This is a genomic window from Roseinatronobacter thiooxidans, assembly GCF_001870675.1.
In the GTDB taxonomy this organism is placed as follows: domain Bacteria; phylum Pseudomonadota; class Alphaproteobacteria; order Rhodobacterales; family Rhodobacteraceae; genus Roseinatronobacter; species Roseinatronobacter thiooxidans.
In genome coordinates this window covers 41,243-54,250 of sequence record NZ_MEHT01000007.1, presented here as the reverse complement: position 1 = coordinate 54,250, position 13,008 = coordinate 41,243, and the positions used below count along the sequence as shown (strand labels likewise).

General features: G+C 62.5%; 14 protein-coding genes. 10 read left to right on the top strand and 4 right to left on the bottom strand.

From position 1 onward, the window contains the following. Positions 1-19 precede the first annotated feature (19 nt). Positions 20-394, bottom strand: a complete 375-nt coding sequence (locus BG455_RS03395; protein ID WP_071468566.1) for an NADH:ubiquinone oxidoreductase subunit NDUFA12 — start codon at positions 392-394, stop codon at positions 20-22. A gap of 143 nt (positions 395-537) precedes the next feature. On the opposite strand from BG455_RS03395, the gene msrB reads away from it, so the two are divergent. Continuing rightward, positions 538-981: a peptide-methionine (R)-S-oxide reductase MsrB gene (gene msrB, locus BG455_RS03390; RefSeq protein ID WP_071468565.1), complete on the top strand. Its 444-nt coding sequence runs from the start codon at positions 538-540 to the stop codon at positions 979-981. 59 nt (positions 982-1,040) lie between these two features. Beyond that, positions 1,041-2,495 (top strand): protein adenylyltransferase SelO, encoded by a 1,455-nt coding sequence (locus tag BG455_RS03385; protein ID WP_071468564.1) that lies wholly within the window; start codon positions 1,041-1,043, stop codon positions 2,493-2,495. 37 nt (positions 2,496-2,532) lie between these two features. Here the strand turns inward: BG455_RS03385 and BG455_RS03380 are convergent, their stop codons facing one another. After that, complete coding sequence (locus BG455_RS03380; RefSeq protein ID WP_071468563.1) at positions 2,533-3,372, bottom strand: MBL fold metallo-hydrolase; 840 nt, start codon at positions 3,370-3,372, stop codon at positions 2,533-2,535. Positions 3,373-3,502: 130 nt separating this feature from the next. Further along, entirely contained in the window at positions 3,503-3,820 is a 318-nt protein-coding gene (locus BG455_RS03375) for a DUF6476 family protein (protein ID WP_071468562.1), read from the bottom strand. Here BG455_RS03375 and BG455_RS03370 point away from each other — a divergent pair. From BG455_RS03370 to BG455_RS03360, 3 genes are all read left to right on the top strand, one after another. After that, positions 3,819-4,874: an RluA family pseudouridine synthase gene (locus BG455_RS03370; protein ID WP_071468561.1), complete on the top strand. Its 1,056-nt coding sequence runs from the start codon at positions 3,819-3,821 to the stop codon at positions 4,872-4,874. The two genes, BG455_RS03375 and BG455_RS03370, sit on opposite strands and share 2 nt — an antisense overlap. Positions 4,875-4,987: 113 nt before the next feature. After that, entirely contained in the window at positions 4,988-5,887 is a 900-nt protein-coding gene (rpoH, locus tag BG455_RS03365) for an RNA polymerase sigma factor RpoH (RefSeq protein WP_071468560.1), read from the top strand. Positions 5,888-5,891: 4 nt separating this feature from the next. Continuing rightward, the gene (locus tag BG455_RS03360) at positions 5,892-6,221 is read left to right on the top strand and encodes a hypothetical protein (RefSeq protein ID WP_143079870.1); all 330 of its coding nucleotides are present in this window, start codon (positions 5,892-5,894) and stop codon (positions 6,219-6,221) included. A gap of 468 nt (positions 6,222-6,689) precedes the next feature. Here BG455_RS03360 and BG455_RS03355 read toward each other — a convergent pair whose 3' ends face one another. Beyond that, positions 6,690-6,911, bottom strand: a complete 222-nt coding sequence (locus BG455_RS03355) for a DUF1674 domain-containing protein (protein WP_071468558.1) — start codon at positions 6,909-6,911, stop codon at positions 6,690-6,692. Positions 6,912-6,983: 72 nt separating this feature from the next. Here BG455_RS03355 and BG455_RS03350 point away from each other — a divergent pair, with 72 nt between their 5' ends. The 5 genes from BG455_RS03350 to BG455_RS03330 all read left to right on the top strand — a co-directional run bounded on the left by BG455_RS03350 (position 6,984) and on the right by BG455_RS03330 (position 12,968). Then, positions 6,984-8,258 carry an RsmB/NOP family class I SAM-dependent RNA methyltransferase gene (locus tag BG455_RS03350; RefSeq protein ID WP_071468557.1) on the top strand — a complete coding sequence of 425 codons (1,275 nt, stop codon included), beginning with the start codon at positions 6,984-6,986 and terminating at the stop codon, positions 8,256-8,258. A 225-nt stretch (positions 8,259-8,483) separates the two neighbouring features. Then, positions 8,484-10,229: a heparinase II/III family protein gene (locus tag BG455_RS03345; protein ID WP_245735461.1), complete on the top strand. Its 1,746-nt coding sequence runs from the start codon at positions 8,484-8,486 to the stop codon at positions 10,227-10,229. Positions 10,230-10,252: 23 nt separating this feature from the next. Then, positions 10,253-11,857, top strand: a complete 1,605-nt coding sequence (gene purH, locus BG455_RS03340; RefSeq protein ID WP_071468749.1) for a bifunctional phosphoribosylaminoimidazolecarboxamide formyltransferase/IMP cyclohydrolase — start codon at positions 10,253-10,255, stop codon at positions 11,855-11,857. A gap of 17 nt (positions 11,858-11,874) precedes the next feature. Beyond that, positions 11,875-12,357: a signal peptidase II gene (gene lspA, locus BG455_RS03335; RefSeq protein WP_071468555.1), complete on the top strand. Its 483-nt coding sequence runs from the start codon at positions 11,875-11,877 to the stop codon at positions 12,355-12,357. A gap of 86 nt (positions 12,358-12,443) precedes the next feature. Next, on the top strand, positions 12,444-12,968 hold the full coding sequence (locus BG455_RS03330) for a DUF3035 domain-containing protein (protein WP_071468748.1): 525 nt from the start codon (positions 12,444-12,446) through the stop codon (positions 12,966-12,968). Positions 12,969-13,008 lie beyond the last annotated feature (40 nt).

Below are 13,008 nucleotides of genomic sequence, written 5' to 3'. Positions count from 1 at the left end.
CGTATGGCTTGGCCAATGTTCATTCAGGTGTCCACGCCTCGTAATCCTTGCGCGGGGCAGGGGCCGCGCGGCGGATAGAACCTTGCGGCGCATAGGCCAAGGCGGTGCCGGTCAGGTTCTCCTGATGCGGCTTTTCCCAAGCTTTATGGACCATCGGGCGGTCGGTTGGTGGCTCGTCCCATGTGTGGTGCAGCCAGCCATGCCAATCGGGCGAGACGCGACTTGCCTCGGATTCGCCATTGAAGATGACCCAGCGCTTCTTGTCGTCTTTGGAGCGGTAGAAGATATTGCCTTGCGCATCCTCGCCCACTTTCTCGCCATGGCGCCATGTGAAGAAGGCTGTATTCAGGGTGGAGAAGTTCCACCATGTCAGCAGGCGCAGCAGGAATTTCATGGGCCACCTCTTCTTGTCAGGGCGCGGCGAATTTTGGCCCTTATGCACCAGCCTTGCGCGGAAATCCAGAGCGAAGCCATCGGGGTTGCCTTCACCTTTGCGCTGGCTACATCCCTAAGCAGACGCCAGCATATGAGGTTACCATGCCGCGCTATGAACGCCGCCCCGAAATCGTCGAGCAGCTGACACCAGAGCAATATTATGTGACACAGCAAAACGGCACCGAACGGCCCGGAACAGGGGAATATAACAGCAACACGCGTGCTGGTATTTATGTCGATATCGTCTCGGGAGAGCCGCTTTTCGCGTCATCCGACAAATTCGAATCAGGCTGCGGCTGGCCCAGTTTCACCAAACCGCTGGTGACGCAACATGTGGTCGAATTGCGCGACAGCAGCCATGGCATGATCCGCACCGAGGTGCGCTCTGCGTATGGCGACAGCCATCTGGGCCATGTCTTCCCGGATGGGCCGTCCGACAGGGGGGGCTTGCGCTATTGCATCAACTCTGCCGCCCTGCGGTTCATTCCGCTGGAAGACATGGAGGCGGAAGGATACGCTGACCTTATGGATCAGCTTGACAGTTAGGCTGGTAACCCGCCGAATACCTGTTATCTGTAACGCGCAGTTGACAGCCGGAGTGTGCGATGTCCCTCTCGATCAGCTTTGACAACAGTTATGCGCAGGAATTGACAGGGCTTTATCTGCCTTGGCAGGGTCAGGAATGGCCCGACCCGCAAGTTCTGGTGCTGAATGAAACGCTTGCCACAGCGCTGGGGCTGGACCCTGACGCGCTGCGCAGCCCCGAGGGGGTTGGCATGCTGTCCGGCCATGCCTTGCCCGACACTGCGCGGCCCCTTGCGCAAGCCTATGCCGGCCATCAGTTTGGCGGGTTTTCGGCGCAGCTTGGCGATGGGCGCGCAATTTTGTTGGGCGAGGTGGTGGACCCACATGGCGCACGCTGGGATTTGCACCTGAAAGGCTCTGGCCGCACGCCGTTTGCGCGCGGGGGCGATGGCCGCGCCGTTCTGGGGCCGGTGTTGCGCGAGTATCTGATATCCGAGGCGATGGCGGCGCTGGGTGTGCCGACAACGCGCACCCTTGCGGCCTGCACCACAGGCGACCGCGTGCTGCGCCAGTTCGGGATGGAACCGGGTGCCGTGCTGGCGCGGATTGCCTCTAGCCATATACGGGTGGGCACGTTCCAGTATTTCGCCGCGCGCGGCGAAAAGGACAAGCTTAGCCTGCTGCTGGAATATGCCATAGCGCGCCATGACCCCGACCTGACCGGCGTGGAAGATGCAGCCCTGCGGTTTCTGGAACGCGTGGGCCAGAGACAGGCAAAGCTGGTGGCGCAATGGATGGGGCTTGGGTTCATTCACGGTGTGATGAACACCGACAATTCCACCATCTCGGGCGAGACGATTGATTACGGCCCTTGCGCCTTCATGGACAGGTATGACCCTGCGGTTGTGTTCAGTTCAATCGACCAGATGGGGCGCTATGCCTATGGCAACCAGCCCACGATCATGCTGTGGAACCTTGCACGGCTGGCCGAGGCGCTTTTGGGGCTGATTGATCCACATGAAGAGCGCGCGATTGCCCTTGCAAGCCCCGTGATCGAGGCGGCACGCGAAACCTACCAGCAGGAATGGCTGGCGGTCTTTGCCCATAAGCTGGGGCTGGCGCAGGTGGATGCAGCCCTGATTGAGGATATGCACACCCTGTGGCAAGGGCAGGATGTGGATTTCACCAGCTTCTTTCGCGCCCTGCCATCGGCCTTGCGCGGCGATGCGGGCCCTGTGTCTGCGCTGTTCAAAGACGCCTCTGGGCTGGAGGCGTGGCTGTCGCGCTACCGTTCGGCACTTGCCGATCCTGATGCGGCCGCCGACGCGCTGGAGGCGCGCAATCCGGTCTATATTCCGCGCAACCATCTGGTCGAAGAGGCGTTGGAGGCAGCCAGCGCGCGCGGTGACATGGCCCCGTTCCATGCTTTGCTGGAACGTGTGCAAAACCCCTACCGCGCGGTTGCAGGGATGGAGCATTTCGCCCGCCCCGCCCCCGCAGATGCCGCCGCAATCGTCACCTATTGCGGGACATAGCGCGCAGGTTTGCAGGGCGGGGGCTTATAGGGGGGGCTTAGCCCCGCCCCGGTGCCAAGCGGTAGCCGTCTTTCGCGCGTTCCACCTTGTTGAATGCCGGTTGCAGGAAATGCCCGCCGGTAAAAACTGTGGCGTCACTGGCCAGCTGGTCCAGCAGACGTTTGCGGGTGCTGCGGGCCTGATCCATGTCGATGTCAAAGCTGATCCCGATTTCGGGGTTGGGCACTTGCAGCGCGGGCGCATGGACAATGTCGCCCACATGCACAAGGCTGTGCCCGCCACTGTCCAGCCGCCAGCCGAAATGGCCCGGTGTGTGGCCCGGCAGGGCCATGCCTGACAGGCCCGCCACAGCCTCTTGCCCGTCGGCCAGCGTTTCCAGCCGGTCGCCATAGGCGGCCAGAACGGATTGTGCCAGCTTCGCCCAATCGGCCGCGCCCGACAGCGCGCCGCTGAAATTGGTATCGTCGGACCAGAAGGCGCGCTCGGCATCGGTGACAAACAGGGTGGCATTGGTAAAGACCGCCGCGCCATCAGGCGTGATCATGCCCGCGACATGATCGGGGTGCAGATGGGTGGCAACCAGCGTATCCACCTGATCGGGCGCGACACCCAGTTCTGCCAGCCCTTCGCCAAGAAACCCGCAGCCTGGCCCGAACAGATCGCGCGGCCCTGCATCGGCTAGAATCACGCGGCCAGAATGGCGGATCAGGACGGCGTTGAAATTCGTCTCGATCTCGGCCGCGCCCGCGTCACTGAGCAGCGCTGTGATTGTTTCAGGCGCTGTATGCGGAAACAGATCGGGCGTGAAGGTCACAGCCCCATCGGTGATGATGCTGACCTCGGCCTCTCCGATGGTTTGGGTGATGGTGCGGCGCATAATGTCTTCTCCCTCTTTGGTGTGGGGAAGGGTAGCTTGGCGGCGTCGGGCTGGCAATCATCTGTTGCGCGCGTGGCCGGTTGCGGGATTTGAGTATTTGGAGCAAGAAAATGAGGAAAAAGGGTGCGGTTTAGTCCTGCGGCAAGGCCATCTGGTGACGCAGCGCGCCAGAGTTTCTGTCAAACAGAAGAACCTGATCATCCTGCGTCAGCACCAGCACCCAGTCGCGCGCAAGGGTGATGGCCTGAGGGGCCGCGCCCGCAGGCAGGGTGATGCTGTCAGGCAGCGCCAGAGGGGCGGGTGCCATGCCAAGGCGGGTGACAAGCAGCCCGATGATGACTATGACGCCCAGAATCATTACGCTTGTCAGCACCACTACCAGCCCTTTGATAAGCCGCACATCGGGCGGGGGCGGGGCGGGGGGTGGCATATCAGGGGGCAGTGCCATGGCTGAAGGGCCTTTCACAGAGATCGAGGTCAGGGTTGGGCCGCAGCCCCCCGCACGGCTTGATAAAGCCTTGGCGCGCGATGTGCCAGAGGGGCAGGGCCTGTCACGTTCGCGCGTGGTGAAGCTGATCGAGGATGGCGCTGTCACCCGCGCGGGCGAGGTGCTGGACAATGTGCGCATGAAAGTGGCCGAGGGCGATGTGCTGCGCCTGCGCATCAGCCAGCCCGTGGAGGTGGAGACCCGCGCGCAGGAAATCGCGCTGGATATCATCTGGGAAGATGACGAATTGATCGTGCTGAACAAGCCCGCAGGCATGGTTGTCCACCCCGCCCCCGGCAGCCCCGATCAGACCCTTGTCAATGCGCTGCTGCATCATTGCGGCGACAGCCTGTCCGGAATTGGCGGCGAGAAGCGGCCCGGAATTGTGCACCGGATTGACAAAGAGACATCTGGCCTGCTGGTGGTGGCGAAATCCGACCGCGCGCATCAGGGGTTGGCTGCGCAATTCGAGCGCCACACCGTGATGCGGCGTTATCTGGCTGTGGTGAATGGCGTGCCGGATGCCGCCGACCCGCGCCTGCGCGGCTTGCGCGGGGTCAGTTTCGAGGCAGGCAATATTCTGAAAGTGACCAGCCAGCTTGCGCGCAGCAAGACTGACCGGCAGAAACAGGCGGTGGTCTGGTCGAATGGCCGCCATGCGGTGACGCGCGCGCGCGTGCTGGAGAATTTCGGCGCCCCGCCCGCGCTGGCCCTGCTGGAATGCTGGCTGGAGACAGGGCGCACGCATCAGATCCGTGTGCATCTGGCCCATGCGGGCCATGGGCTGGTGGGCGACCCTGTCTATGGCGGGCGGCGCAAATTGTCGGATCGCGCGCTGGGGGCCGAGGGGGTGGCGGCCTGTGCAGGCTTCACCCGTCAGGCGCTACATGCTGCGACATTGGGGTTTGTGCACCCTGTCAGTGGCGAAAATCTGGACTTTTCGGCCCCTCTGCCCGCCGATATGGATGGGCTGCTGGCCGCCTTGCGCCACTCACGCGCGAACACAACCGAGTGATCATTGCGTCGGAAACCCTGCGGGCTGCGTATACCTTATATAAACTTTTGCGTGCTATCCGGATGTGATAGGTCAAGGCAGGTCCGGCAGGTGCAGTTTTCAAGGATGGTTTGATGAGCAGTTATACCAATCTCCCCGCCCCAAGCCCCGAACAGGGCCTGAACCGCTACATGCAGGAAATCCGCCGCTTTCCGATGCTGGAGCCTGAGCAGGAATTCATGCTGGCCAAGCGCTGGGTGGATCATCAGGATACAGAGGCCGCGCATCAGCTGGTCACCAGCCATCTGCGGCTGGCCGCGAAAATCGCAATGGGGTATCGGGGCTACGGGCTGCCGCAGGCCGAGGTGATTTCCGAGGCAAATGTCGGCCTGATGCAGGCCGTTAAACGGTTTGACCCGGACAAGGGCTTTCGCCTTGCGACCTATGCGATGTGGTGGATCAGGGCGTCCATTCAGGAATATGTTTTGCGGTCATGGTCGCTGGTTAAATTGGGCACGACCAGCGCGCAGAAGAAGCTGTTTTTCAACCTGCGCAAGGCCAAATCCAAGATTGGCGCGTTGGAAGAAGGGGATTTGCGCCCCGAAAATGTTGCGCGGATCGCACGAGAACTGAATGTGACCGAGGATGAAGTCGTTGCGATGAACCGCCGCCTTTCGGGGGGCGATTCGTCGTTGAATGCGACAATCGGCAGCGAAGAGGGCGCGTCAAGCTGGCAAGACTGGCTGGAAGATGAAGGCGCCGATCAGGCAACAGATTATGCCGAACGCGACGAGTTGGAATTGCGCCGAGAGTTGCTGATGGATGCGATGGAGGTGCTGAACGAGCGCGAGCGTGATGTGCTGACGCAGCGCCGCCTGAGCGAAGACCCCGTGACGCTGGAAGACCTGTCGCAGCGCTATGATGTCAGCCGCGAGCGTATCCGGCAGATTGAAGTGCGCGCGTTCGAGAAGTTGCAAGGGCGCATGCGAACCCTTGCGCGCGAAAAGGGTATTGTGGTGCCGCTGGCGGGGTGACCGGTTGCGCGGGCATGGCGCGTGGTTTGCGCTGTGTGATGTGTTGCGGCAAGGGTCGGTGGCGTTTCTGGACGACGCCAACAGTCTATCGCGCTGGGTGCATGCGCAAGGGGGCGGTGGGTGCAACTTGCCCCCGTTGGACGATTTCCCCGCCGCAGTGCCGCAGATGCTGGGGCGTGCGGTCATGGCAGCTTTTGGCCGTGTCACGCGATCAGGGCGGTTGGGCCGTGCTGGCACAGACCACTGCAACGCTAAGACATGGCCGGATGCGCTGATGATCTGGGGCAGAGGGGGCAAGGCGGGCGAAGCGGGCAGGTTTGCTGGCTCGCGGTGACCAGATTGATAGGTGGTGGCCGCTGTCTGCTGTTGCGGGGTGCGGGACTGCTGTCTTGAGCGGGCCGGCATGCGTGATAGGTGACGTGGGGCGCGTTGGTTTAACCTGCTATATTGGGGCCTTTGGGGCAGGTTTGCTTGCGCGCGGTGAGCAGATTGATTGGTGGTAGCCCCTGTCTGCTGTCGCGGGGCGCGGGTCTGCTGTCTTGAGCGGGCTGAGGTGTGTGAAGGATGAGGCGCGGGCCGTTGCCGCACCTTGTTGCCTTCGGGGCAGGTTTGCTTGCCAACGGCGGCCAGATTGATTGGTGGTGGCCCCTGTCTGCGGTCTTGAGCGGGCTGAGGTGCCTCACAAGTGTGGCAGGGCGCGTTGCCGCCCTTGTTGGGTTGAGGCCTTTGGGGCAGGTGGATGCCCCCTGAGCGTCAGTCAGGGGCTTAGGGCCAAGGCATGCGCCGTCAGGTATGGTGCCTATCAGAAATCGATGGCGATGCCCTTTTTCTCCCAATCGCCATAGCGCACTGGCTCTGGCCCTTTGCGTCCGCCCAATTCGACGGGGTGCTGGTCTTCGGCTTGTGCCGCGCGGCGGGCATCGGCTTCGGCCAGTGCGCGTTGGGCGGCGGCGGGCAGGGCGGCGCGGCGCTGGTCCTCTGGGATTGCGGCGCTGTCGTCTGGTGTCGCACTCTCGTCGGTCATTGGGTGTTTTCCTTGCAACAAGCTTTTGCCCTGATATACCGCGCGGGCCTCAAAGGACAAGAAACGCTGCTCATGGCTGATACATTCTCTCTCGCGCCGCGTGCGGCGGCACAAGACCTGATCGCCGCCGTTCTGGGCGGGCGGCGCAGTTTAGGCGAGGTGATCGCCCGCGCGCCGGACAGTTTTGCCGCATTGCCCCCAGAGGCCCGCGCGCGCGCGCAGCGCCTTGCGAGTGAGACTTTCCGCCATGCGGGCCGCGCGGATCATCACCTGCGCCGCGCCCTGCGCAAGGCCCCGCCCGAGGCGGCGATGTGGGTGCTGCGCATGGCGGTTATCGAGATGCATGTTCTGGGCGCACCTGCGCATGGTGTCATAAATGATGCGGTCGATCTGACCCGCCGCGCGGGCCAGCCGCGCTTGGATGGCTTGGTCAATGCGGTGCTGCGCCAGCTGGGCGAGGGGTTGGACTGGGCCGCTGCCCCTGTGCCGCGCCTGCCGGGCTGGCTGCGCGGGGCGTTGCAAAATGCATATGGGGCAAAGGTCACCGCCGCGATCGAGGCGGCGCATCTGCTGCCCGCGCCACTGGACCTGACCTTGCGCGGCCCCCGCCCCGAAGGTTTGGACGGTGTTGCCTTGCCGACAGGCAGCCTGCGGCTGCGCGATCCGGGGCAGATTTCGGCATTGCCGGGATATGATGCAGGCCAGTGGTGGGTGCAGGACGCCGCCGCCGCCCTGCCTGTGCGTGTGTTGGGCGATGTGACGGGCTTGCGGGTGCTGGACCTGTGTGCAGCCCCGGGCGGCAAGACGATGCAACTGGCCGCACAGGGCGCGCAGGTCACCGCGCTGGATATATCGGATGCGCGTATGGTGCGGTTGCGCGAAAACCTGTTGCGCACAGGGCTACAGGCCGAAACGGTGATTGCGGATGCGCTGGAGTGGCGGCCCGATACCCCCTTTGACGCGATCTTGCTGGATGCGCCCTGTTCGGCAACAGGCACGTTGCGGCGGCACCCTGAACTGCCGCTGATCCGCATGAAAGAGGATGTGAAAGCGCTGCAAGCCTTGCAGGCGGCCTTGCTGGACCGTGTGCTTGATCCCGCGCAAGGGGTGCTGCGTTCTGGCGGGCGGGTGGTGTATTGCACCTGTTCGCTGCTGCCAAGCGAGGGGTCTGACCAGATCGCCGCTGCGCTTGCGCGCCATTCTGTGCAGGTTGTGCCCCCCGATCTGCCGGGCCTGCCTGATGCGTGGCGCCTGCCGGACGGGTGTGTGCGCACAAGGCCCGATTACTGGGCCGAGTTTGGCGGGCTGGACGGGTTTTTCATCGCCCTGTTGCAGCACAGGCAATAACGCCGCGCGGGCGTTTCGGTTTTTCCTTGAAAGACCGAAACGGTTTAACTTTTTGTTTGCCGAAACTTCAAACCTGAAAACTCTAGCAATTTTTTTCTGAAATTGCTTTAGGTCGCCACAAGATCGCGTGTCAGGCTTGCCGGATTGGGCAGATGTTTGTACATCCAAAGGCGAATTTGGACAGACACTTTAACATCAGTGTAATCAGTGAAAGGTGCTGCGATTGTGAGCGACAAAGGCGCGACTGGCACCTCTCGGATACGGTTTATGGACCGGATGCTGTTGCGCTGGCTGGCCCGGCGGGTGCAGGTGTCTGCGCTTGTCTGCGACCCGGAGCCGCGCATGGTCGGGCAATATGCGCGCGGCAAGCAGATGCTGGCCGGAAATTTCCTGATGGCGGGGGAATTGATCGAATCGCGTGGCGCGGTGCCCTTTGCCGCCCAAACTGCGATTGCGAGGGATGCGCTGCACAGTTTCGACTGGCTGGATCATCTGGCCGCTGTCGGGGACCGCGAGGCACGCGCGCTTGCGCAAGCAGGCGTGCTGGACTGGATCGCGCGGTTTGGCCAAGGCGCTGGCCCGGGCTGGTCGCCGGGTTTGGCGGGGCGGCGCGTGATTCGCTGGATCGCGCATGCGGTTTTTCTGATGCAGGGGTTGAAGGCACCCGATCAGGCGCAATTCCTGCGTGCATTGGCGCAGCATGCCGCCTATCTGGAACGCCGCGCGGGGCGGGCAGGGGCGGGTTTGCCGCGCATCGAGGCGCAGGTGGGGTTGTTATATGCCACGCTCTCGCTTGAGGGGTTGTCACACAGGGTGGCCCCGGCCAGTGCTGCGGTCTTGCATGCGGCGCGCGCCCAGATCGCCGAGGATGGCGGCATCGCGACCCGCAACCCCGAAGAATTGCTGCATGTCTTTGAATTGCTGGTCTGGGCCGCACGGGCGAAGGCGGATCAGGGCCATGCGCTAAGTGCGCAATTCGTGGGGCTGCTGGACCGTCTGGCAGGGGCCTTGCGGGTGATGCGCCACGCCGATGGTGGCTTGGTGCGGTTTCACGGCGGCGGGCGCGGGCCAGAGGGGGCATTGGCCGCAGCTTTGGCGCTGCATGATGAAATCAATCCCGCACAGACCCTGTCAAAAGCGGATATGGCGATGGGGTTTGCGCGGCTTTCGGCAGGGCGCAGCAGCGTGATCATTGACGCGGCGCACCCGCCGCTGAAAGCGGCCCCTGCGCGGGCGCATGCCTCGACCCTTGCATTCGAGATGACATCGAATCGCCGCCCGCTGATTGTATCGTTTGGCGACGGGTCGGAATTTGGCGCGGAATGGCACCGCGCCAGCCGCGCCACTGCCTCGCATACAACACTGGCCTTCGAGGGGTATTCCTCGTCAAGGTTTGCCACGCAGCATCAGGCGCGGCTGGATCTGGCGGATGGCCCGCGCCATGTTGGTGCAGAGTTTCGCCACACCCCCTATTCGCGCGCCGTGCGTCTAAGCCATGACGGCTATCTGACCAGCCACGGGTTAGAGCATCTGCGCTATCTGGACCTGTCCAGCGATGGGCGCGTCCTGACGGGCGAGGATAGTCTGATTGCAACCTCGCGCCGCAGCATGGCGCGCTTTGATGAAGTTCTGGCGCGTACGGGCGGCGCAGGTGTGCCCTTTGCGCTGCGCTTTCATCTGCACCCCGATGCCGAACCCTCGCTTGACATGAATGGAACGGCAGTGTCGATTCTGCTGCGCTCGGGCGAGTTGTGGGTGTTTCGCGCGGGCGGGCTGCATCTGGCGCTGACCCCTTCGGTCTATCTGGAGAAAGGTCGCCTGAAACCGCGGCCCAGCCGACAGATCGTGTTGTCCTTGCGCGCTGCAAGCTATACCAGCCAGATCAACTGGAGTCTGTCCAAAGCGCAAGAAACCCCGCTTGCGCTGCGCGACACCTTACAGGACGACCCGTTTGTGGTGCCTGACCTATAATGAATGCGAACCAAGGATGCGACATGACTGATACGGCCTCTGTGAACCTTGCCCCTGTTAAGCGCGCGTTGATTTCCGTGTCCGACAAGACCGGCCTGATTGATCTGGCCAAAGCCCTTGCCGCGCGCAAGGTCGAGTTGATCTCGACCGGGGGCACAGCGCGCGCGCTGCGCGAAGCAGGGCTGGCGGTGCAGGATGTGGCCGATGTGACAGGCTTTCCCGAAATGATGGATGGCCGCGTCAAGACATTGCACCCTGCCGTGCATGGCGGCCTTTTGGCGCTGCGCAATGACGAGGCGCATATGGGGTCCATGACCGCGCATGGTATCCGCCCGATCGATCTGCTGGTGGTCAACCTGTATCCGTTTGAGGAAACCGTGGCGCGCGGGGGTGACTATGCCGAAGCGGTCGAGAATATCGACATTGGTGGCCCTGCCATGCTGCGCGCGGCGGCCAAGAATCATGCCTTTGTCACAGTTGTGACCGACCCGGATGACTATATCCCGCTGCTGTCCGAACTGGATGCGGAAAACGGCCACACACGCCTGTCCTTCCGGCAGGTGCTGGCGCAACGCGCCTATGCCCATACCGCCGCTTATGACACTGCTGTCAGCACATGGATGGCCGAGGCCATTGGCCAGCCCACACCGCGCCGCCGCGCTTTTGCGGGCACGCTTGCACAAACGCTGCGCTATGGCGAGAACCCGCACCAGACGGCGGCGTTCTACCGTGACGGCTCAACCCGTCCGGGGGTGGCAACGGCTACGCAGCATCAGGGCAAGGAGTTGAGTTACAACAACATTAACGACACAGATGCCGCGTTCGAGCTGGTGTCCGAATTCCTGCCCGCAGATGGCCCAGCCTGCGCCATTATCAAACATGCAAACCCCTGCGGGGTTGCGCGCGGGGCATCGCTGGCCGAAGCCTATGCCCGCGCTTATGATTGCGACCGTACCTCTGCCTTTGGGGGGATCATCGCGCTGAATATGAAGCTGGATCTGGAAACAGCGCAGGCGATTACCGGCATCTTCACCGAAGTGGTCATCGCACCTGCCGCCGATCAGGATGCTATCGCGCATTTTGCCACCAAGAAGAACCTGCGCCTGCTGACCACCAAGGGGCTGGCCAATCCCGGCCTTGGCGGGCTGGCGTTCAAGCAGGTATCCGGCGGGTTTCTGGTGCAGGACCGCGATAATGGCATGATCCGCGCCGAGGATCTGAAAGTCGTGACCAAGCGCGCGCCAACCGATGCCGAACTGGCCGATCTGCTGTTTGCGTGGAAAGTGGCCAAACATGTCAAATCCAATGCCATCATCTATGTGAAAGATCAGGCCACAGTCGGTGTGGGCGCGGGCCAGATGAGCCGGGTTGATTCCACCCGAATCGCTGCGCGCAAAGCGCAGGACATGGCCGGGGTGCTGGGGCTTGATGCCGCCCTGACGCAAGGTTCGGTCGTGGCGTCGGACGCGTTCTTTCCCTTCGCGGATGGTTTGCTGGCCGCAGCCGAGGCAGGCGCGCGCGCAATCATCCAGCCCGGCGGTTCAGTCCGCGATGACGAGGTGATCGCCGCCGCAGATGCCGCTGGTCTGGCCATGGTCTTTACCGGCCAGCGCCATTTCCGCCACTAAAACAGGAGCATTGCGCAATGCGCGTTGCCATCGGGGTTCTGGGACTGACACTTATCGCCGATCAGGCCATCAAATGGTGGGTGATTGACCGTCTGGCGCTGGATCAACGCCTGTTCATTCCGGTGTTTGACCCCTACCTGAATTTTGCAATGGCGTGGAATACCGGCATCAATTTCGGGCTGTTCGGGTCGGATAGCGATGTGATGCGCTATGTGCTGGTGGCGATTGCGCTGGCCATCAGCGCGTTTGTCTGGGTCTGGGTCAAGCGCGAAGGGCCGACGCGGGGCTTGCAGATCGGTGCGGGTTTGTTGATCGGGGGCGCGCTGGGCAATGTGATCGACCGTTTGCGCTGGGGTGGTGTGGCGGATTTCATCAACATGTCTTGTTGCGGGCTGAGAAATCCGTATTCTTTCAACATTGCCGATGTGGCAATTTTTGCCGGTGCTTTCGTGCTGATTGTGTTCTCGGGGCGGGATACGACGCAGCGGCAACAGAAGTGAAATTGCGTTTCCGTCATCGAGGGCGTGACGCAAAGCCGAGAGTGCGCTATGAGCAGAGCGTTGATTACGTAGGAATGGGGGTCTTGATGGCGGTCAGACAGGTCATCTTCGCGGCGTTGGGCATGGCTGTGCTGTCGGTCAGCGCATGTTCAGACAGTGAAAACCCCATTCTGATGCATGCCGCCTCGCAGGAACGCGGGCCGGATGAATTCAGCATCGTGCCAACGCGTCCGCTGGAAATGCCTGCAAATCTTAGCGAATTGCCGGTGCCCAATCCCGCAGGGGCCAATAGGGTAGACCCGCAGCCTCGCGCCGATATCGCGCGCGCGCTGGGTGGGAACCCTGCCGCAGCCGTTGCGCGCGGCACGGTCGATGGGGGCATTGTGAACCATGCCAGCCGCTTTGGCCGCGCAGACGGTATCCGCGAGCAGCTTGCTGCCGAAGATCTGGACATCCGCCGCCGCAATCAGGGGCGTCTGCTGGAGCGTCTGTTCTCGGTCAATGTCTATCATAATGCCTATGAGTTCATGTGGCTGGACAAATACGCCGAATTGGAACGCTGGCGGCGCGCGGGCGCGCGCACGCCTTCGGCCCCGCCACGGGCAGATTAATCCCGGTTCGCGCGGTTTTGAATCTTGATTTGATGTAGTT